This is a genomic window from Leisingera sp. NJS204, from assembly GCF_004123675.1.
In the GTDB taxonomy this organism is placed as follows: Bacteria; Pseudomonadota; Alphaproteobacteria; order Rhodobacterales; family Rhodobacteraceae; genus Leisingera.
In genome coordinates, this window is record NZ_CP035417.1 from 207,436 (window position 1) to 228,059 (window position 20,624).

15 protein-coding genes, 1 tRNA gene and 2 pseudogenes are annotated in these 20,624 nt (G+C 56.3%); 13 read left to right on the plus strand and 5 right to left on the minus strand.

What is annotated here, in order from left to right:
* Positions 1-130: 130 nt before the first annotated feature.
* Positions 131-823 (plus strand): response regulator, encoded by a 693-nt coding sequence (locus tag ETW24_RS01125; RefSeq protein WP_129369392.1) that lies wholly within the window; start codon positions 131-133, stop codon positions 821-823.
* Here the strand turns inward: ETW24_RS01125 and torS are convergent.
* Entirely contained in the window at positions 804-3,731 is a 2,928-nt protein-coding gene (gene torS, locus ETW24_RS01130; protein ID WP_129369393.1) for a TMAO reductase system sensor histidine kinase/response regulator TorS, read from the minus strand. The two genes, ETW24_RS01125 and torS, sit on opposite strands and share 20 nt — an antisense overlap.
* Before the next feature lie 92 nt (positions 3,732-3,823).
* On the opposite strand from torS, the gene torT reads away from it, so the two are divergent.
* The 5 genes from torT to ETW24_RS01155 all read left to right on the plus strand — a co-directional run bounded on the left by torT (position 3,824) and on the right by ETW24_RS01155 (position 9,902).
* A complete protein-coding gene (gene torT / locus ETW24_RS01135; RefSeq protein WP_129369394.1) occupies positions 3,824-4,876 on the plus strand; it encodes a TMAO reductase system periplasmic protein TorT in 1,053 nt (350 codons plus the stop codon).
* A 142-nt stretch (positions 4,877-5,018) separates the two neighbouring features.
* On the plus strand, positions 5,019-6,224 hold the full coding sequence (locus ETW24_RS01140; RefSeq protein WP_129369395.1) for a YcaO-like family protein: 1,206 nt from the start codon (positions 5,019-5,021) through the stop codon (positions 6,222-6,224).
* A complete protein-coding gene (locus ETW24_RS01145) occupies positions 6,221-7,585 on the plus strand; it encodes a TfuA-like protein (RefSeq protein WP_129369396.1) in 1,365 nt (454 codons plus the stop codon). Before ETW24_RS01140 ends, ETW24_RS01145 begins: the two co-directional genes overlap by 4 nt.
* Before the next feature lie 24 nt (positions 7,586-7,609).
* Positions 7,610-8,908, plus strand: a complete 1,299-nt coding sequence (locus ETW24_RS01150; protein WP_164982665.1) for a hypothetical protein — start codon at positions 7,610-7,612, stop codon at positions 8,906-8,908.
* A gap of 148 nt (positions 8,909-9,056) precedes the next feature.
* Positions 9,057-9,902 (plus strand): hypothetical protein, encoded by an 846-nt coding sequence (locus ETW24_RS01155; RefSeq protein ID WP_129369397.1) that lies wholly within the window; start codon positions 9,057-9,059, stop codon positions 9,900-9,902.
* Between the two features lie 74 nt (positions 9,903-9,976).
* Here ETW24_RS01155 and ETW24_RS01160 read toward each other — a convergent pair whose 3' ends face one another.
* Entirely contained in the window at positions 9,977-11,749 is a 1,773-nt protein-coding gene (locus ETW24_RS01160) for an adenylate/guanylate cyclase domain-containing protein (protein ID WP_129369398.1), read from the minus strand.
* Between the two features lie 71 nt (positions 11,750-11,820).
* Entirely contained in the window at positions 11,821-12,471 is a 651-nt protein-coding gene (locus ETW24_RS01165) for a GNAT family N-acetyltransferase (RefSeq protein ID WP_129369399.1), read from the minus strand.
* Positions 12,472-12,768: 297 nt separating this feature from the next.
* Between ETW24_RS01165 and ETW24_RS24630 the strand changes: the two are divergent.
* From ETW24_RS24630 to ETW24_RS01200, 7 genes and pseudogenes are all read left to right on the plus strand, one after another.
* A pseudogene (locus ETW24_RS24630) lies at positions 12,769-12,856 on the plus strand (hypothetical protein); the annotation flags it as partial.
* Between the two features lie 21 nt (positions 12,857-12,877).
* Positions 12,878-13,367, plus strand: a pseudogene (locus ETW24_RS01170) (transposase); the annotation flags it as partial.
* A gap of 124 nt (positions 13,368-13,491) precedes the next feature.
* Positions 13,492-13,568, plus strand: a tRNA-Arg gene (locus tag ETW24_RS01175).
* A 587-nt stretch (positions 13,569-14,155) separates the two neighbouring features.
* A complete protein-coding gene (locus tag ETW24_RS24580) occupies positions 14,156-14,425 on the plus strand; it encodes a hypothetical protein (protein ID WP_217621268.1) in 270 nt (89 codons plus the stop codon).
* 130 nt (positions 14,426-14,555) lie between these two features.
* Positions 14,556-15,932 (plus strand): DNA cytosine methyltransferase, encoded by a 1,377-nt coding sequence (locus ETW24_RS01190; protein ID WP_129369400.1) that lies wholly within the window; start codon positions 14,556-14,558, stop codon positions 15,930-15,932.
* Between the two features lies 1 nt (position 15,933).
* A complete protein-coding gene (locus tag ETW24_RS01195) occupies positions 15,934-17,544 on the plus strand; it encodes a DGQHR domain-containing protein (protein WP_129369401.1) in 1,611 nt (536 codons plus the stop codon).
* A 10-nt stretch (positions 17,545-17,554) separates the two neighbouring features.
* Positions 17,555-18,478, plus strand: coding sequence for a hypothetical protein (locus tag ETW24_RS01200; protein WP_129369402.1), 924 nt, complete (start codon positions 17,555-17,557; stop codon positions 18,476-18,478).
* A 263-nt stretch (positions 18,479-18,741) separates the two neighbouring features.
* Here the strand turns inward: ETW24_RS01200 and ETW24_RS01205 are convergent, their stop codons facing one another.
* Both ETW24_RS01205 and ETW24_RS01210 read right to left on the minus strand, forming a co-directional pair.
* The gene (locus ETW24_RS01205) at positions 18,742-20,058 is read right to left on the minus strand and encodes a DUF4236 domain-containing protein (protein WP_129369403.1); all 1,317 of its coding nucleotides are present in this window, start codon (positions 20,056-20,058) and stop codon (positions 18,742-18,744) included.
* Between the two features lie 201 nt (positions 20,059-20,259).
* Positions 20,260-20,556: a LysE family transporter gene (locus ETW24_RS01210; protein WP_129369404.1), complete on the minus strand. Its 297-nt coding sequence runs from the start codon at positions 20,554-20,556 to the stop codon at positions 20,260-20,262.
* Positions 20,557-20,624: the final 68 nt, after the last annotated feature.

The following is a 20,624-nucleotide window of genomic DNA, read 5'->3' on the forward strand; positions in this document are numbered from 1 at the left end:
TGAAAGCCGGGCTTTCGAGACAAGAAGTTAGGCAGCAGTTGTGAACAGGTCAGCCCGGCGGGATGAACAGGCTGGTCAGGTATGTTAAAATTTGTTAACCGGTAGGAATATTTTCGGGGGTTTCAAAATCATGGCGCATATTTTGATCATTGAGGACGAGCCCGTCACCCGGGCCACTCTTGCCAGTTACCTGGATGCCCAAGGGTACAGTGTTTCGCAGGCTGAAACTGCCGAAGACGCGGAAAGTATACTGGAAGAACAGGACGTTGATCTTTTGTTGGTCGACATCAACCTGCCCGGAAAAGACGGGCTGCAAATTACCCGGGAACAGCGTGCCAAGTCTGAGTTGGGGATTATCCTGGTGACCGGCCGGGATGATGAGATTGACCGGATTGTCGGATTGGAGCTTGGCGCGGATGATTATGTCTGCAAGCCCTTCAACCGGCGTGAATTGCTGGCTAGGCTGAAAAACCTGCTGCGGCGGACGCAGGATGTACGGCGACTGTCGCGCCGGATCTACAAATTCGGGCGGTTCCAGTTCGACGTCGCGGCGCGGCATCTGCAAACGGTCGAGGGTGACAGCATTTCCCTGACCCGGGCTGAATTCGAAGTGCTGGAGATGCTGATCAGCCGGGCAGGCGAGGTGGCCTCGCGCGATGCGCTGATGAGCCGGGTCACCCACCGGCAATACGGTGCAAACCCCCGCACCGTGGATGTGCTGATCCGGCGTTTGCGCGGCAAGCTGGAGGAGGACCCCGCCAATCCGCGGGTGATCACAACCGTGCATGGCGAGGGCTATGTGTTCACGGCGCCTTTGAACTGACAGTTTCGCACTCGCGCAGCACTGCGGCCAGCGCGTCCAGAATGTGCGGGACCAGACCGGTCAGCTTTTCCAGCTGGTCTTGGGCTGCGTTCAGTTCCCCATTTTCCGAGTGTGCTTCCAACGCTGCCAGCAGCGCCGCGAGATCCTGCTGGCCAAAGGTGCTGGCAGCCCCTTTGGCACGGTGCGCTTGTTTTGCCAGTGATCCCCAATCTTGCATTTCCAAAGCCGCAGTCATCTGTGCAAGGCTTCGCGGAAGCTCCTGTTTGAATATTCTTGCGATGTCCAGAGCTTGCAATTTGCCAAGGTCCCGTATGTTTTCCTGCATCTGTTTCTGAAGGCCGGCGCGGCGGTCCGGCTGTTCCAGAACTGCCTGGCGGGCCGATAAATAGATCGCGCCCTCGCGCCCTTGCATGACGCTGTCCAATGCCTTGGCCAGCCGTTCTGGGGAGACAGGTTTGGCGACAAAACCGTTCATGCCGGCCTGCAGGTGAGTCTCGATCTGGTCCTTTTGCACATGCGCCGAAATGCCGATGACCGGCAGTTCGGCAATCCGCCGGTCGGGCAGGGCGCGCAGGCGGCGGGTGGCCTCGGTGCCGCTGATGCCCGGCAGGTTCACATCCATCAGCACCAGATCAAAACCGGAGCCGGGCAGCAGTTCCAGCGCGCTTTCGGCGCTGCCGGTGCATTGGCAATTGTGCCCCATACGCTCCAAGTACCCGCGAGCGACCATCTGATTGATTTCGTTGTCCTCGACCACCAGCACTGACAGGGGGTGTTCGGCTTTTGTTGCCGGCGCGGGCGGGTCTTCAAGCACAAGATCAGCGGGTTTGCCCGGTTCCAATTCCAGGGACAGTGTAAAAACGGATCCCACGCCGGAGGTGCTTTCCAGCGACAACCTGGCACCGATGGTTTCGGCGAAATGCCTGCTGATTGCCAGCCCCAGCCCGGTGCCGCCGAATTTGCGGGCGGTATCTGTGTCCTCTTGCTCGAAGGCCTCAAAGATTCTGGTCTTTGCTTCCGCCGATATGCCCTTGCCGGTGTCACTGACTTCAAAGGTCACCCGGTGGCGTCCGCTGGCAGTATCGTTGATCCGGATCCGCAGAATGACCTCGCCGTCGTCAGTAAATTTCAGGGCGTTGGAAAGCAGGTTGAACAGAATTTGACGGAGCTTGGCGGCATCGCCCTGCACGGCCTCTGGCAGGTTTCCGGGGGCATCAAGCCACAGGTGGACGCCCTTGCTGTCAGCGCCGGGCCGCAGCAGCACGACGATGTCGGTTACCAGTTCCCGCAGGGAAAATGTGCTTATCTCCGGCTTTAGGGCGCCGCTTTCGATTTTCGAGTAGTCCAGGATGTCATTCAAAATCTTCAGCAGATTTTGGCCGGAGACCAGCGCTGCCCGCAGCCGCTCCATCTGCGTAGGCGGCAGGCCATCGTCCGAAAGGCTGCGCAGCATGCCAAGCACGCCATTCATTGGCGTGCGGATTTCATGGCTCATCATGGCGAGGAACTCGGATTTGGCTTGGTCAGCGGTTTCCGCTTTCCGGCGGGCCTCGTCATGGGCTTCGACTTCTTCCTGCAGGCGCTCGGTCTGTTCATTGACCAGGACCTGCAGATTGTTGCGGTGTTCGCGAAGTTCCTGTTCATTGCGGTCCCGGACACTTTCCAGTTCCAATTTGTCGATGGCTTGCTGGCGGAAAACTTCCACCGCGGCCTCCATCCGGGCGATTTCGTCATGCCCTCGCGGTCTTACCCGGTGGTCCAGCTGGCCGCGCATCAGGGCCGCCATTGTGCCCGACAGCTGATTAAGGCGCCGGGTGATGCTGCCGCGCACATAAAACCACAGGACTGCAAGCGACAGCACAAACCCTGCAATCGCAGCAAAGCCGTTGCGCAATTGGGCCCGTTGGACGTCGAGAGCGGCAGCATTGCCGGACCGGATCACCCGTGCCTGGGCCTGGTCCGCAACGGCTGCGGCCTCGTCGCCAAGCCGCAATGCGGTAGCTTGCAGGCCCTGCTGGAGCGCGGTTATGCGGGTTTCGGTGGCCAGAATCCTGTCGCGCAGCACAAACAGCCCGATGTCCTGCTCTGAGACGGTACGCAATTGCGCGGCATAGCCTTCGGCCTGCTGGCGCCGCCCTGGGTCGCGGATCGCCTTGATACGGCGGGACACGACGAGCAGCCGGCTGGTCAGCGTTGCCTCGATCTCACCCAGTTCAGTTTCATCGCCGGCGTCTTCGATCCGGTTGATCAGCAGCCCGATTTCAGCGGTTTGCGAGCGCAGCTCGAACATCAGGCCCAGTTGGAACAGGTCAACCTCGATCAGCTTGTCCAGCGTATCGGTACGGGCCTGCTCCTCAATCGGGGAGGAGCCGGGACCGTAAAGGCTTGAGATAACTGCAGTAGTGCCCATCTCGGCGTTTGCCACCAAAGTGTCGGCCATGCTGAGCAAGTTGTTCGCAGCGGATAGGTTTTGCCCGGCCAACTGGTTGAATTCGCTGTGCAGAGCGATGCGGGTTTCGACCAGGGCGTTCAGCAGCGGCAGCACGCGGGACGCTTCCGTCACCGTGTCACGCAGCCGGGCGGATCCTGTGCCGCCGGCTGTCTCCAGCGCTTCAAGCCGCCGGGTCAGTGCTTGGACTTGGGCGGACAGGAATTTTGCCCGGTTTTCCCGCTCGGACTGGGTGTCAACTGCGGCCAGCTCAGGGGCGATGGCAATGATGCGGGTGCTTTCTTCGGCCATGCCGCGGACTTCGGCAATGGCAGGTATGGTCTGGCTGATCACCTCTGCCTGGCGGCGTGCAAGCACCCGCAGTTCAACCAGGCCAAGGATGCCCGCAAGGGTGGGCAGTCCTGCAATGACGACGAATGCGAGGCTTAATTTTCCGCCAAGACCAAGCTTTTTCAACATCCCTGGACTGTCGCGCGCATTTGCCTGTAGTGCAAATTTGAATTTCCCTTTTGCGTTCTGCTGCCTATCCTCAGTGTCTGGAAGGGATTTTCATGCGCGCATTCTGGTTTTTGTTCTTCTCTGGGCTTTGCACTGCAGCCGCCGCGGACAGCTGGCGCCTGCAGGTTCCGCGAACCCCGTTCGATTACGAAAGCGGATACGAGGCCGCAGATTATCAGCCGTTGGAGCGGGCGGCGCAGATGTGGCGGCTGTGCATCGCGTATCCGCATTTGAAGGACGCCTATTGGCTGAGCGTCAACTACGGAATGGTGGCTGAGGCTGAACGGCTGGGGGTGTCCTTTAAACTGGTTGAGGCCGGCGGGTATCCGAATTTGCAGCGGCAGATCCACCAAGCCGAAGACTGTGTGGAGGCGGGGGCAGATGCGCTGATCCTGGGGACGGTCTCTTTTGCGGGTCTGACCGGAACGGTGGAGCGGATTTCGGCAAAGGTTCCGGTAATTGCAGCGGTGAATGACATCGCCGATGCGGGGATCACTGCCAAGGTCGGTGTGTCCTGGACGGAAATGGGCGCTGTGGCCGGGCGTATCATCGCGGCGCGGCACCCCAAAGGCGCACCGCCAGTGAAAGTGGCCTGGTTTCCCGGTCCGGAGAATGCGGGCTGGGTGAAATTTGTTGAGCAAGGGTTCCGCGCGGCACTGGCGGAAAGCTCGGCGGTGGTCGCGGTGACGAAATACGGAGACACCGGTCGGGAGATTCAGGTCCGCCTTGTCGAAGAGGCGCTGGATGAGGCGCAGGACTTGGACTACATCGCCGGGTCTGCGCCTGCTGCCGAGGCCGCGGTGTCGGTCCTGCGTGCCCGTGGTTTGCAGGGGAAGGTTCTGGTTGTGTCTGACTACATGACCCACGCCGTCTACCGGGGTGTTCTGCGTGACCGGATCATTGCAGCACCCACGGACTTCCCTGTTCTGCAAGGGCGGCTGGCGGTGGAAATGGCGGTGCGGGCTATAGAGGGAAAGCTGAGCGTCAAACATACCGGGCCGGAAATCCAGGTCTTTGATCAGAACTCGCAGCGCGGGGACATGCTGGAGCAATCCCTGGCGCCGGCAAGTTTTGTCCCGGTGTTTGATTTTCATCCGCAGCGGTGACGGTGTTGCAGCAGGCTAGTCCGGCAGGCGGCAGTTTTGTTGACCGGCGGCGTGTGATCCAGCATCCTTATCTGAATATTGCGGGATACCAATAGGCGGCCAGCAGATGTTCTGTGGCAGTCATGACAGTGAGGCCTGCCCCATGCCAAAGGCGCAGCAGAAGGGATATGTTCTGGACACCCACCGGTTGTGCGATCCGGCGCAGACGCTGGCTGCAGTCCGGCCGCATCTTGCCGGTATGGGCATCACCCGCATTGCCAATCTGACCGGGCTGGACCGGATCGGCCTGCCAACCGTTATGGTGACGCGGCCTAATTCCCGTTCAGTCGCGGTGGCGCTGGGCAAGGGGCTGACGCTGGAAGCGGCACAGGCCTCGGGCGTGATGGAAGCGATTGAGACCTGGCACGCGGAACGGATCGCGCTGCCTCTGCGGGCGGCCAGCTATCACGACTTGCGGCAAGGCACATTGGTGGCGGATGTTGATCGTCTGCCCCGCGTGACCGGAGGCCGCTTTGATCCGCACCAGCCGATGTTGTGGATTGAAGGAACGGACCTGATAACTGAAAAGGCGCATTGGCTGCCCTATGAAATGGTGGATACCGATTACACCGCGCGGCCCTGCGGCGGGCAGGGAGCGTTTCCGCGCACTACCAACGGTCTTGCGTCCGGCAACAGTCTCGCAGAAGCCACCTGCCACGCGATTTGCGAATTGATTGAAAGGGATGCGATCACCCTGTGGCATCATGCACCGCCGGGCCCGCGTATCAATCCCGAAACTATAGACGACCCGCGCTGCCGTGCGGCGCTGGAACGGTTTGCTGCAGCAGGAGTGGACGCCGGCATCTGGAGTATCGCGACAGACACCGGGGTGGCGGCGTTTCATTGCATGATTTGCGAAGCCGGCAGCCGGCCCGGCCATATCGGCATTGGCAGCGGCTGCCACCCGGACCGTGCCATTGCCCTGCTAAGGGCGCTGACCGAGGCGGCCCAGACACGGCTGACCTATATCTCCGGTGCGCGCGACGATCTGGATCCGGATGAGTTTACCCCCAAGGCGTCGGCAGAACGCGCGCAGTATGTCCGGGCGTTGTTGGCTCGAACCGAGCCGGTGGACCGGCTGCAAGATTGCCCGTCCTACTCAGCGCCGTCCTTTGAAAGTGACCTGGCCTGGCTCCTGAACCGGCTGGGGGATGCAGGGATAGAGCAAGTTCTGACGGTCGACTTGTCGCGTCCGGGTCTGGGAATTTCTGTGGTGCGTGCGGTGATCCCGGGCTTGGAGGCGCCGCATGACGATCCGGATTTCATAGCAGGCCCGAGGGCCCTGAGAACAGCGGAGGCGCAGGTTTGACGGCGGTTGTTTTTGCAGGCCCGACAATCAGCGCTGAGGAGGTCTTGAACCTGCTGAATGCCACTGTTCTGCCGCCGGCTGGTCAAGGCGACATTTACCGGGCCGCCCGTCAAGGTGCATCTGTCATCGGATTGATCGACGGGTACTTTGAAGGTGTGCCCTCGGTCTGGCACAAGGAAATCCTGTGGGCGCTGGAGCAGGGGATCGCGGTGTTCGGCAGCGCCAGCATGGGCGCGCTGCGGGCGGCTGAGCTGTCTGCGTTCGGGATGGTGGGCATCGGAGACATCTATGAAGCCTATGCTGCGGGTGAGATTTGCGACGATGACGAAGTCGCGGTCCTGCACAGCCCGGCAGAATTGGGCTTTGCACCGCTAAGCGAACCGATGGTCTCAATCCGGGTAACCGTGGCGCGCGCGGTCGCTGACGCGGCGCTGGAAGCGGATCAGGCTGCGGAGCTGCTCAGAACGGCCAAGCAACTGTTTTACCACGACAGGACCTGGGAACAGATCCTTGCGGGACTTGCGGATGCATCCTGGCTTGGCAAATTTTCGGCCTGGCTTGAAACCGGGCGGGTGGACGCCAAGCGCGAGGACGCGCAGATGATGCTGATCCGTATGGCGGCCTTTCAGGAGACGGAGGGCAAGGCCGTTTCCATTCCGCCTGAAAAGGTTGAACGCTCGCTTGCCTGGCAGGGTTTGGTGCAGCGGATCGAAGCGGAGGCGTACAGCCTGCCGGACGCGGACTTGCAGGTGCTGGATGAGTTGCGCCTGGAGCCTGGGCGCTTTGGTGAATTCCGGATCCGCGCTGCAGCGCGCTGTTTGGCGCTGGAGAATGCAAGGCGAAAGGGGCTGCGCCCGGACCGGCAAGAGATATTAGAGCAATTGAGCAGACACCGGGAAACGCTCCAGCTTTTCCGCAGTCGCGACCTGCAACAGTGGCTGGCAGAAAACGGGCTGACTGCTGACGGGTATGAAGCGCTGCTTGGGGAAACAGCGCTGGCTGGCACTGCTGTGAACACCTTGGGCAAGCAGTTGGAACTGCACCTGCTGGCAGAGCTCCGGCAGGCAGGCGCCTATGCGCAATTGAAATCCCGGGCGATTTCCAAGTCGCAGCGGCTGGCTGAGCAGGACCAGCGGGGCAGCGATCAGCCTGAACAGGACCGGTTGCGCTGGGCCCTCTGGTATTTCGAAACACGCCTGCAGCGGGAAATCCCTGAAGATCTGGGTGAATATGCTGCGGGTATCGGCCTGAGAGACCTGGATGAATTCTATGCGCTGATCCGGCGTGAATTCATGTATCATCAAAAGGGCAAAACACAGTCTGCACCGCAAAGCAGAGACCAGGCAGGGCATATACGGTGAAACCTCCGCAAATTTGGAGGGCTCATGGACGACATGTTTGAGATGGCTGAAGAAGCGCCGGGAACCCGGTTTCTCCTGTTTCCGCAATCTCCGTTCCGGACTGCGGATCCGGAACCGGAACTGGTCGAGATTTCCGCGCCGCCCGGTTCTATCGGGCCGGGGCCGTCGGGACCGCGGATGTATACAGTCAACCCTTTGGGCAAAACCATTCCGTTTGGGGCCATAGTCCCTGGCCCGTCGGGGCCTGGCATGTATCTGCCGCCTTGGCATGGAGAGGTACAGGAACCGCCGGCGCCGGATGAAGATGGCCACTTTACGCATGTCCTGCCTTCGGACCCCGGTTTTGAGGCGGTGCATTTGTTTGCGGCCGCCCATTTCACGCTGGATGTGTGGGAGGCGTATTTCGGGCACCCGATCCCCTGGCATTTTGCGCGGGATTATGACCGGCTGGAGCTGTCGCTGCTGCCAAGCCTGGACAACGCGCATATCGGCTGGGGATTTCTGGAAACCGGCGGCACCTGGGAGCATGGCGGCGAATACCGCGCCTACAGCCTGAATTTTGATGTGGTCGCCCACGAAATCGGCCATGCCATCATCTACAGTGTTGCGGGCATGCCGGTCTCGGATGATGTGCCGGGCGAGTATTTTGGATTTCACGAATCTGCAGCTGATATGGTGGCGCTGATAGCCTCGCTTCACTTCGGGTCGGTTGTCGAGGAGCTGTTGGAGAACACCAAGGGCAATCTTTACACGTTCAATCAGTTGAACCGCTTCGCCGAGCTTGCCGGGAATGCGCAAATCCGGATGGCGGCAAACACCCGGTCGCTGCAGGAGTTTGTTTCCGGCTGGAGCAGTGAACACGCGCTGTCCGAACCGTTGACGGGGGCGATGTTCGATATCCTCGTCGATATCTTTCACGAGCGGCTGCTGGTGCATGGTCTGATCACACCTGAAATGGAGGATCTGTCTGATCAGTTGGAGGAAACCCCCTATTACAGCGATGTCATGCAGGCGCTGTTTGATGCGCGCTATGCTCTTGATCCCGAAGGGTTCCGGGTATCGCTATTGGAAGCCCGTGACTTTCTGGGCGCCTATCTGGCGGCGGCGTGGAGCATGCTGGATGCCGAAAACCTCACCTATGCGGCAGTGGAGAAGGCGTTGCTGATTGTTGACCAGGAAACAACCGGAGGCGCCTTCCACTCGATCATAGAAGGCAACTTCCGCATGCGGGGAATTGGCTTTGCCCAGGCTGGACCGCGACTGGCCGAAGCGGATGAGGACAGCCATGCCAATTCCGTGCGGACACGGGTGCCCGGCGGCTGACAGGCTGATTGTCTACAAATTCTATTCTTTTTGTGCTATTTTACCTCTCAGGGGGACATTCAAGGCATCAGAACCTGCAGAAATTCCAGACCTGTCCTTTTTTGAATTGTCATCCTGAGTTGTTTCCATAGCCACAGGAGTGTGTACAGTGGCCGAGTCTTTGCTGAGTTTTTCTGAAGTGTTGTTATTTGGCCGTTTGATCGACGACATGAAAATTGTCCCCAAAATTGCGGGGGCTGTTGTTGGTACAGTTGGTAATTTGCAGAAATTGGAAGGTACCAAAGTAAACGGCGAAACTGTTGCGGCTGGTGACAAAGTCCTGGTTATGGGCCAAAACAACAAGGGGGAGAATGGTCTCTATGAGGTTGGGTCGGGAAGCGAAAATCCTTGGATTCACCAGCGCCAGTTTCCTAAAGGAACCCTACTAGAGATTGCTCACGGTCCCCGCCAAGGTTTATGGCGTCAGGTCGGCGACTATGGCGCTGGGCAGCAGGACTATGAAAAGGCAGGAAAGCGGCGGCAGAAAGGCCAGGGCAGAAACAACCTGCTTGGCGATCAGCTGAGCGATGATGCGAATCTCGCCCGTATCTACGGGTTTTCCTATGAGGGCACCTATTTTGAACTGCCGGAACCGGTGATATTCCTTGTGCATGGTGACGGCGAAAGTGCGACGGGTCAACAATCGCCCGCCGGCCAGGTTCAAGTTTCCCGGGCACCTTTGGACCCTTCGGTGACCGGGGTTGCCTCGGCCGAGTACCAGATCGCAAATGACATCCGGGTTTGGGATTATGACAAGGCCGATTACACGATCCGGATGGACGTGATGACCGGCATGCTGGAACAAGTTCTTTTGGATGTCTTTTTCGGCGACGGCGGACCTTCAGTCAGCGGTGCCAAGGTGAGCGGCGCGAAAGTTAGCGGCGCGAAGGTCAGTGGAGCCAAAGTCAGCGGTGCCAAGGTCAGCGGCGCAAAAGCACGCGGGTCCGGCGACTGAGATTGAGTATCTGGCAGAGGTTTGCTGTGACTTGATAAGAAAGGGTTGGCGTTCCTATCCTGGGCGCCGGCCTTTTAGAAACCTGCTTTCTTCAGGCCTTCAACAAAGTGCTGGGTGTCTTCTTCCAGCCGGTCAGGCTGCACCTTGGTCCAGCGTTCCAGTGAAAAATTCGGATGTGCTTCGCGGTGCCGGGCGGCCATATCCCGGGCCAGTTCCATCTTGCCCATCTGCGCATAGCTGGCGGCCAGCATCCGCTGTCCCTCGGTCGGGTTATTCATTTTGGTGAGCGTTTCAATAACCGCCTCATAGTGTTTGAGGTTATAGTAGGCGCCACCCAGGTGCCAGAGGTATTGATCGGGGAAATAGGGGTTCAGCCGCATCGCCTGTTGCAGGTTTTCGATGGCTGTTTCATTGTCACCGGAATGGGCCAGCGCATCGGCGTAGTCCGACAGAAGGTCGGCATCATTCGGGTTAAGCGCAAGGGCGCGCCGGTAAGCGCCGATCGCTGCGTCATGCTCTTTCCGGTAAAGATGTACAAATCCCAACTCACCGAAACCGCGGGCATCGGTCGGGTCCAGCTCAACTGCTTTCTGGGCGTAAGACAGGGCTGTGTCCAATGCGTGTTCGGCGTCTTTGGCCCAGGAATAGCGCCAATCAATGTTCAGGGTGCGTGATAGTGCGGCCGAGGCCCGGGCATAATCCTGATCCCGCGCAAGGGCGCGTTCGTACAGGGTCTGGGCTTCGCGGTTATCCTGCCTGGTGTAGCGGAAGATAAATTGCTGCCCGCGCAGAACAAAGCCATAGGCTGCAAGATCTGCCGGTGCTGCCTGCGCCATCCGTTTGCGCTCCTGGGCTTCGATCAGAACGGCCGTTGCTGCAACGATTGCATCGGTTACCTCGTCCTGGATGGCAAAAATATCGTCAATGTTCCGGTCATAGCGCTCGCCCCAGATCGTCCGCCCCGAATCCGCGTCAATCAGTTCAATGGCGATCCGTACCCTTGCTCCGGCCCGGCGGACGCTGCCGCGTGCGACGTAGCGTACCCCTAACTCACGTGCGGCTTCCTGTGGGGGCATCGAACGGGTCTTGAAGAAAAAGGCAGAATTGCGCGCTATGACAAAGAGATTTTTGAATTTGGACAGGTTCAGGATGATGTCTTCTGTCAGCCCGTCCGCAAACCAGTTGTCGGATTGGTCGCCGCTCAAGCTGGCAAATGGCAGCACGGCGACGGATGGTATGCCAGGGGGCGGGCGGCCTGCGGGCTGAGCCTCCGGAGGGCGCCGGGTGGCAGCCATGGCCGCTCCGGCGACCTCGCTGCGGACACAATAGGAGGGCACCGGGTCCGCAATATTCTTAAGGCGCTGCGGGCCAAGAAATTCAAAACCGAAGCGCAAGCGGTTGCGGATCTGTTCATAAACCGACCCGCTGACAAAAACCCGGCCCGGTTCGGCAATTTCCTGCAGCCGGGCGGCAATGTTGACATTGTCGCCGTGAATGCCGCGGTCATCGACCAGGATTTCGCCCATATGCACACCGGCCCGAAACCGAAGCTGCTGGTCTTCTGGCCGTGCACTGTTGTTCTGCTCTGCAATGCGGTGCAGTTCGACACCGAATTTCACCGCGTTGGTCGCTGTTTCAAACAACGCTAGAACCCCGTCGCCGCGAACTGCAACCACTTGACCGTCATGCGCATTGCATGCTGTTTCCAGTTCTTCCAGCAGGGATTTCAGTGCGCTGTATGTGTCGATTTCGTCATTGCCCATAAGCCGGGCATAGCCGACAACATCGGCAAACAGCACTGCTCCAAGCTGGCGCCGGACCGTTGTTTTTTTACTATGGCCGCTCACAAGCTGTCCTCCTCCTGTGAGTGTCGGCAAGAACTGCCGGAGAAGCCGGTTCTGCCCTTTTGGTCTGCCGGTCAGCCTGCTGGCGGATCTGCCGGGCCCGGCGGCCAGGCCCAGCCTGTAATCTCCGCGCCGTGGAAGCCTGCCTTCACACTGGCGTCAAGTTCCTGCGCGAGAACCCTGCGGCTGGCCTCCCATTCCTCCCTGAGGAGGCCTACTGTGATCATGTCGAAGTACCGGCCTTCTGCATACCAGGCTGCTCGCATCCTGCCTTCGGTTGCGAAGCCTGCGCGCGTGGTGAGTTCCTCGCTGCGGGTATTGTCGGCACGGTAATATGATGTAATGCGATTTAGCCCGATCTGACGGAATGCAAAGTCGAGAAGCAGCGCAAGCGACCGGATCCCGATGCCCTGCCGGCGCTTGGACTGCTCAATGAAAAGCGCAATAATGGCGTCCCGGTTGACCATGGAGATGCTTTCCAGCCCGGCAATGCCGCACAGTGCATTGGTATTTGTAACAATTGCAAACCAGCACTTGCTGGTATCCGGCGCAGTACCGGCAGGGGGGATCCAGGCCTGTGCAATGGCAGGCAGGCTGAGGGGGGACCGGGCAGCGCGGTCAAAGCAGGCCAGGTCGGTCACATTCTGAAACCAGCCGGCCATAGTGGCGAGGTCTTCCGCTTCCAGCGGCCTGAGCTGTAACTCTGCGGACTGCCGGTCCGGCATTTTCTGTCCCCTTATTCCGTTTCTAAGTGTTGCCTCCCCTAGCTCAGGGGCGGTGGCGAGATCGTCAGCTTTGGCCTTATACCACATTTAGCCGGGCTGTGGTTGCAGAAGCTGGCAGTGCTCAACCGGCCTGTGCACTTTGGCGGGAAAGGCAGGCAAGGTTAGCGTCCGAGTCCGTGGTGTAATTTCCGCGCCTTCAACGGTGTGATCCTGGGTTGCCATCGAGGTGTATGGTCGAGGTGGAGTTTCGACGCTTCAGCCACGATCCGCACGGAGACCCCGATGACCAAGACCAACATGGACCTTTCCGAGCTTCTCGCAAAGCAAAATGGCGGCGGCTTTCTGCGTGCCGTCGCGGAGGCAGTTTTACAGCTGATCATGGAGGCCGACGTGGAAGGCCTGATCGGTGCCGGCAAGCATGAGCGGGCCGATCATCGCACGACCTGGCGAAATAGCCGTCGCCGCAAACACCGATGGACGTCGCGAACTCATTGGTCCGGGGCTTGGTCCGTCAGAAGCCGGGACTTTCTGGACGGGCTTCTTGCGCGGCTTGAAAGCCCGGGGGCTGGAACGGCACCAAGCTGGTGTTCAGCGACGCGCACAGCGGCCTCAGGGCGGCCATCGTGCTGGCCAACATGGCGTTCCCGCGCCAGCACAGAACGAAGTTGCACAGTACCAATCCGATCGAGCGCTTGAACAAGGAGGTGAAGCGCCGGGCCGATGCCGCCGGTATCTTCCCGAATGAGGCCTCCATCACCTGCCTGATCGGCGCCGTGCTGTTCGAACAGAACGGCGAATGGCAGACCGCCAGCCGCTACATGATGGTTGAGGCCTTCGCCGAAACCGGCGCAGAGGAGACAGACCCCATTCTCAGCCTTTCAACACAAGCCGCCTGATCATGACCTCAGGCCATCCGGGAAATCACACCAGCTTGACGGACGTGAACCAGGCAAGAAATACGTGCATTGATCTCTTTAGGGGTTGCGACTCTCCAGCGCTATGATTACACCCCGCGGCAGTGGACCGATAGCTCAGCTGGATAGAGTACTTGACTACGAATCAAGGGGTCGGGGGTTCGAATCCTCCTCGGTCCGCCATTATACCCTTTGTCAGGCGACACATAGTTCTGCCTTTTGCGACAGAACATTGCCTTTGCGCCGCGTAGTGTTGCCTTCGGCCCTGTGATGACGCTGATCATATTTCCCTCTTTCAAAACTGGTTTTGAGCGAAGCCCTTCAGGGCGCTCGTCTCTAAAACCTGCTCCCGGCGAGGGTTCGGGATAGCAAATGCAATACAATTCGATGGTGTTGGTGCGGCCCGCAAGCGTCGGCCGAGGACACGGCCATGTCTAATTGTATTGTAGGCGCGTGGGGATGATGTCCCCTAGCTCTTCTATTGGGTAGTTCGGGCGGAAAGCGGTCTTTCTCTGCGCATGCAATCTGCTGAGTCATCAAGTTAAGTAGGAGACGTTCAGCATTGAGCCGGGCTTAACCTTGCTGAGTGAAGGTTGCGGGATTGTCTCGGTGGTGGTGGCAGCACCTTCACGCCGCAAATGCGCCGCGTGTTGGGGGCACGGTAGGCAGGCTGGGGATCGTCGCGGAGAAGATGTTGCGTGGGCCGCAGAGCTTGGATGCAGGCTCGGGTGGCCGGCGTTTCGGTAGCACAGGTTGCGCGGCCATACGCGATGAATGCCAACCTGATCCACAATTGGCTACTCAATCCGCGCTTTGCGTCCGAAGAGACTGGCGACGAGATCGAGGGGACGACTTTCCTCCCGGTGGAAGTTGAAGGGGCGTTATCCACGCCAAGCCAGCCGCCTTTAGCACCCGCGCCCGACGCTCTGCTGTCTGTGCAACGTGTGGACATTACACTCTCAGATGGCCGCCGCATTCTGGTTAAAGGCACCACGGCTTTGTCAGCAGTGTCCGCGCTAGTCGAAGGGGTGATGCGTTGATTCCTGTAAACACCCGACATATACAGCAAGATCCAGACAACGAAGTGTCGGGAAGAGGTGCCGCAACGTATACGACCACATGCTTTACAGCTAGAATCGCAAACGTATGGGGCAGTAAAGAGATAAGAAGATGAAAAATCAGAAAGTTACGGCATCCAAATACACGACTGGCGAACTTTTCTGTGGTGCAGGCGGGTTGTCTCGTGGCTTCAAAGCCCTGGGCTGTACTCCAAGTTTTGCCAACGATATCTGGCCCGTGGCCCTTCATACTTTCATGATGAACTTCGATCCTCTTTACGCTGAGACGAATGGGGACAGAAGCAGGATACTAGCCCTACCTCAGTCAGTCGAAGACATATCGATCGACGAAATACTGGAGAATGCGCGGAGCAACTCAGATGCTCCTCTCACGCCAGGTGCATTGGACATTCTACTTGGAGGGCCTCCTTGCCAAGGCTACTCACTGAACTCTCACATTCGTTCAGCTGAGGATCCGAGGAACTTTCTTTTCCGGCATTATGTGAGACTTCTACGCGGACTTTCGCCAAAGGTTTTCGTCCTTGAGAATGTCCCTGGGATGTTCTCACTCGAGGGCGGACGTTTCTTTGACGAACTCATCGCCAAAATATCGAAGCCGACCGCTGCGTGCGTCGGGTATGACATCGACTTTAAAATACTCAACGCCGCGCACTACGGTGTTCCACAGGACCGTTTTCGTGTTGTGGTGATAGGCACGAGACGAGATGTTTCAGCCCAAGTAGGGAAAGCAACGGTTCCCACGCCTCGCCACTATTCATTAGCGCAAGCTCATTTTAAGGGTGGCCGTGACCACACCTTCCACTACGCGATTGGCTACCGGAAGCGCCTTGAAAGATGTGACTTCGATCAAACTGACCCAGCACTTCTTCCACCCATTTCGGTCCGAGAAGCAATTGGAGACTTGCCACCCTTGACCAATGGTGGAGGGCAAGATCGAACAGTCTACTCAGCAGCGCAATCCCCCGCGTCTCATTTTCAGAAGAAGATGCGCCTTAAAGCCGACGTTCTTACCAATCACTGGTGCAGAGCATTGGCACACCCAAACACAGAACGTATCAAACACATTCCGGCAGGGGGCGATTGGCGATCGATCCCAAAAGAACTGTTGCCCCCAGGGATGCGAAGAGCGAAGCGAAAAGACCATACTAAGCGGTACGGTCGACTATTACCGGATGAAATCTCCGGCACACTACTAACCAAACCGGACCCGCATTGGGGAACGTTCATTCACTATGATGAAAACCAGCAGAGGTTGATCTCTGTTCGGGAGGCTGCGCGTATCCAATCGTTCCCAGATTGCCATGTTTTCTTTGGAGGGCAAGTCGATCAGTATAAACTTTGCGGGAACGCGGTGCCTCCAATGATGGCTCAAGCTATTGCCGAAAAGGTTTCACAAGTACTTGATCTCTATTATTCAACCACAGAAACATTCAACTCAAATTCAACACTGGAATTAGACAGGGCTTAATATGGCGAAGGATTCTGCTCTTCAACAGCGCTTGGTGGATATTTCAAAAAATTCCAGCAAAATAACAATTGAACGACTAACTACTTCTGAAGTGAATGAAAGGACTGGCTTATCACTGGGGCGTAGCCCTAACCCCATTTATAAGTTCAGCTTTGAAGAAGATGGCGTGCAAATTGAGGCTATTGCGTTCACTCTGATTCTCAACGGCGCTGGCCGCCCAGCAACACGAGCTGAGGCATTAGGGCAAGCTATCGCTTCAAATGGTGAAAATCTATTCCAGTTCAATCCATTTCTTTTAGTATTCGACTACTCAGCAAGTCGTTTTCTTTCGGTCTCCGCGGCAAAACTATTTGGCGCGTTCTCGAGAGAGTCGTCGGACAGGGAAATACCTTTTTCCGACAGCGCATCGTTTTCTTTAACACCCAGTTTTGAACATCAGACAATCAATATGTACACGACTGTCAGCAGCGATGACCTCTGGTCGTGCAACAATCTGGAAGACCTAAGCTCAGAAGAAATCCAACACAACATTCTGAGGTTCCAAGGGGAAGCGCAGACAGAAAATCTTTCCAACATTGTCGCGGCTGCTTCAGAAAGGTTGGATGCTAACGCCGCGAGGCTCAATACCGACGAAATCTTGAACCACTCCCAAGATCGCCTATCCTACACTGCTAGCCTTGTTACGCAGGGCAGGCACAGGTTCTACAGCTTGACGATCCCGTCCGAAACGCTTGCAGACTGTTCGTTTGTAGTAACCCGAAACGAGGATCGAGACCAAGGGTTTCAACGCTATCTGAGCAAGGATCGAGCAACTGAAATCGCAACATACTTAGATTCTGGTCTAGGAACCATTCCAACTTCAATAATCGTGTCCGCACAGGAAGAGTGTGCGTTCAAGTACGACGGGAAGAAGAGAACTGTATCATTCGACAAGATAGACAAGGCATTCCTAATATTAGATGGTCAGCATAGAGTGTATGGTTTCAAGCTTGCAAAAAACACCATGCGCGTTCCCGTAGTTATTTACAATGGCCTCAGCAGAAGCGAAGAGGCTCAGCTATTTATTGATATCAATACCAAACAAAAACCTGTACCTTCCGAATTGCTTTTGGATATTAAAAAATTGTCTAAAACGCAGGGGGATGATGAAAAAAGGATAAGTACAGTATTCGATCTTTTCGATAGCGAGCCTGGAAGCTCACTGCTTGGAAAATTATCCCCTCATGAAAAGAAGAATGGCCTCATCTCGAGAGTTACCTTCAACGCAGCACTCAAGCCACTCATTGATTTCTTCGGTGAGGCGAGCCCAGAGGTAATTTACGCGACCCTAAATCCATATTATGATGGAGTTCAATCGGCATTTTCGGCGATATCTCGAGACATTGACTTTTTCTCGCCGATGACATTTCGCGGGATGACACTTGTTTTCCCAGAAATCCGAGAAAAGGTCATGTACAAAAGCGAAGGGGACCTTAACAAGCGCATCTACCACAATTTCCTAGTTGATGCACTTTCAGGGCAAAAACTGGCACCTCTGAAGGGTCGTCAAAGATCCTATACTGGCATTGTTACCCTAATAACAGAAGCATTGAAGCCAAAGAGATTGTTTTAAGCGACGCACAATGGAAATCGAAAATTTTTGGTCGATCGCCCACTCTCCAAAACTGCTAAGAGTAAAAAAAGTATCGAAAAATGGAGTGCAGGAGTGGATTAAGAGTGCTAATTTCACTCCAAATGCAGACGCCAACCAAATAGACCTCGCCGCCTTTGATTTAGACGATCTTCTATGTTCTTGGGCAAGCGACACATCACGGCTGCTTGTTGCAGCACGTGACACTTTATCTGCAATCGATGGAATTAGGGGGAAGCCCAAATCTACGGCTTGGATATTGATTAAGTCCTACTATGCCGCTTTCTACTATGCCCATGTGATGTTGAGACTTACACGCTGCTCCCTTACATACACACCTACTTCACAGTTGATGAGAATTCGCGGACTGTTGGATGCCTATGGTATACCCGAGCCGTTCCCCCTTAAGACAAATCAATACATATTGAAGTACAATGAAATTCCGCCGAGACTTCAAGTCAAGCAAAAATCTGGCGGAGATGGAACGCACGAGAACACTTGGCGGCAATTCGAAGCGATGGTCTTCGAGTGTGAAGCAGCCCACGAGATCAAGTGCATAAACTCTGCAGAAAAGGGGGAGCTAAAATCCATTGCAGACAAATTGAGGAGATCTATTTATGCCGCGGAAAATTCCGGAAAGCTTCTTTCGTCTATTCGAAATGAAGTTCAATATACACAATTACATGGAGTATGGCCGCCCTATGGAAGCACTCTTAAATCGGACTATTGCCTGAGGCGCCTTAGAGAAGTTCACTCAAAGACAACAAACATCGGAGACTTCGACTTGGATAGTGGAGATAAGGCGACCTGTTTTTTGAACTGTTGTCTACTAATTTGCTGGTCGGCAGAAAAATTCGTTATGTTTTCGACAAAAGACAAACCTAAAAGTTTTCTCAGGTCCAAAGCTCTGGCATAATTTACCCAGCGCCTTCTCTCCATGAAGTAGCGCACTTCGGCAAGCACCGAGGCCACTTTTCTGCCGGCTTCCGCCATTACGGTTTGCCTTGGCGCCTAAAGGCCTCGATTGGTCTTGCGCGCGCAAGCACCCCGGCAGCCAGGTCAAAGACCTACTCCCCTAAACACCATTACATCAAGCTAATCTCATGTGAGATTAGGGGAAAGCGGCATCATAGTCAAAATGAAGTTATCTTGTCGCAAGAATATCTTCTGATAATTGGGTCAATCCGGTGAAAATGGATCAATAGCCTTAAATACTCCTGTCGCGGTCATTTTGCGGCGGTGCTCCAAAGCAGTAACTGCACTTACAGGATCAATCGAAGTCAGATCGTCAAAATTCAGTTGCTCTAACCTGCCACGGGTGAAGCGGGCAGAAAGCAGATATTCATCGTTCGTATGTCCCGTTGCTACGTCCATACGCTGTGAGTACCCGGAAACCACGACCTCATCCGCCCAAGGGAGCACGGCTGAGACGAAGCAGGCTAGTCGCAATGCGATGCCGTGAATATGGTTGGCATACTCCAATCGAAGCGCTTTCTGCGGTTTGTTCTTCACGTTCAGTTTCTTGCCTGAAACCGCGATGGTGGCAACACGCTGAGGAAGGTCCTCAATTTCGGGCAAATCGACATCGAGCCAAACCTGCTTTTTGTCCAAATTGAGGTCGAAGGAAGTGAGGGTTTCGCGTGGCCAATCCAAGGAATTCAGAACATCCTCTAACTCAGATGCCGCGTACTCCTGATCAGTCGATAGTCGTATGCGATGCTCTTGTTCAGCCATGGCAGCGTTGCTGGCGTGAGCGGCTCTAGCCTCAACCCAACGTGAGTGCTCAGATTTCCAGTGTTCCATGGAAGTTGCGAACTCATCATCGATCCGAGCAATTTTTTCTTTGTGCTGCTCACACGCCCGCGAATGCTCCTCAGTCAGTTGTTGAACGCGTTTTTCGAACCGTTTCTTGCCCCCGAGAAAGCCCAACAACAATCCTGGCTCTCTAGGAAGTTCAAGACGTGGTTCGTTTGGGTAGCGCTTCCGGATTGGCTTTGAGGGCTCCCTCACTGAAAAAGGTTCGATGGCTAGAAGGTTTTCCGGAGATGGGTGAGGAGCGTCTTGGAATATGCCCTCAAGCAGATCAACGTCCCCATTTATCTTTTGCATTGCATCGCCCATGAGGGTTCGGATGGCTTCGCCATTCTGTTCCCAGGCCAGGCTCAATTCACGGCCTTTCAAGAGGTCACCGTTGGCATCAGTGCAGGACACGGTACCTTGATCATCAATGGACACACTGACCTTAGACAACGCCTCCGCACGGCGACGCTCACGCTCGGCCTTCTCCAGATGTCTCTGGTTTGCACGCGAAGAACTTCGTGACGAGCTTGTATAGCTCAAGCCGGTGCCTGGGATCGATAGTGATGTACGTGTCCCACGCTTGGAAATGTTGGTTGTTACTCCACGCCCGCCAAGTGAAACAGATGTTCCTGATCCTGATACATTCAACCTAACGCCAGGAGCGACTTTAAAACTTTTGCGAAAGCGTAGTGCCATGTCTGTCTCAAATCTATTAGTCAACGGCCACACGGTAACACCCTATAGGAGAGCCCTCAACAGAGCACACCGCATTTGGTTGCTTCCTGCTCAGCCCGCTCGTCAGCGCAATCCGCACCGCATCGGCCCGGAATTCTTCTGTCCGTTTCAGTCCCATAGTTCGTCTCCTTTGCTGCAATAAATGCTATCAAAGGAGCGGCATCAAACCGCGACACGTCCAGTCCGCAGTGAACTGACGCCAAGCCAGATCAGATAGCAAGCGCCAGCCAGCAGCAGCAAGGCGAAGGCCATATCAGACATAGTGGCCGCCAGCGCAAAGATAACGGTCGCATAAATAACATGGAGCAGCGCGCCTATGGATACGCCTGCTGCAGATACAATGCCCGCCGGCACGCCCTGACCCATCGCACGCCCAAGAATATAGGCCATATCTTGCCCTGGCGTGATGTTTAAGACCAGAACGACCAGTAAGAAGGCGCCCCAAAGTTCAATCGTCATCTACAGGTCCCCTTGTGCTGGAGTCTGTAGAATGTCAAGCAAAGCTGACCTTCTTGTCAGATTTCTGA

Excerpts from the sequence above, each read along its gene's own strand:
- ETW24_RS01125 (WP_129369392.1), top strand. The coding sequence starts at position 131 with ATGGCGCATATTTTGATCATTGAGGACGAGCCCGTCACCCGGGCCACT.
- torS (WP_129369393.1), bottom strand. The coding sequence starts at position 3,731 with ATGTTGAAAAAGCTTGGTCTTGGCGGAAAATTAAGCCTCGCATTCGTC.
- torT (WP_129369394.1), top strand. The coding sequence starts at position 3,824 with ATGCGCGCATTCTGGTTTTTGTTCTTCTCTGGGCTTTGCACTGCAGCC.
- ETW24_RS01140 (WP_129369395.1), top strand. The coding sequence starts at position 5,019 with ATGCCAAAGGCGCAGCAGAAGGGATATGTTCTGGACACCCACCGGTTG.
- ETW24_RS01150 (WP_164982665.1), top strand. The coding sequence starts at position 7,610 with ATGGACGACATGTTTGAGATGGCTGAAGAAGCGCCGGGAACCCGGTTT.
- ETW24_RS01165 (WP_129369399.1), bottom strand. The coding sequence starts at position 12,471 with ATGCCGGACCGGCAGTCCGCAGAGTTACAGCTCAGGCCGCTGGAAGCG.
- ETW24_RS24580 (WP_217621268.1), top strand. The coding sequence starts at position 14,156 with ATGAATGCCAACCTGATCCACAATTGGCTACTCAATCCGCGCTTTGCG.
- ETW24_RS01190 (WP_129369400.1), top strand. The coding sequence starts at position 14,556 with ATGAAAAATCAGAAAGTTACGGCATCCAAATACACGACTGGCGAACTT.
- ETW24_RS01195 (WP_129369401.1), top strand. The coding sequence starts at position 15,934 with ATGGCGAAGGATTCTGCTCTTCAACAGCGCTTGGTGGATATTTCAAAA.
- ETW24_RS01200 (WP_129369402.1), top strand. The coding sequence starts at position 17,555 with ATGGAAATCGAAAATTTTTGGTCGATCGCCCACTCTCCAAAACTGCTA.
- ETW24_RS01205 (WP_129369403.1), bottom strand. The coding sequence starts at position 20,058 with ATGGCACTACGCTTTCGCAAAAGTTTTAAAGTCGCTCCTGGCGTTAGG.
- ETW24_RS01210 (WP_129369404.1), bottom strand. The coding sequence starts at position 20,556 with ATGACGATTGAACTTTGGGGCGCCTTCTTACTGGTCGTTCTGGTCTTA.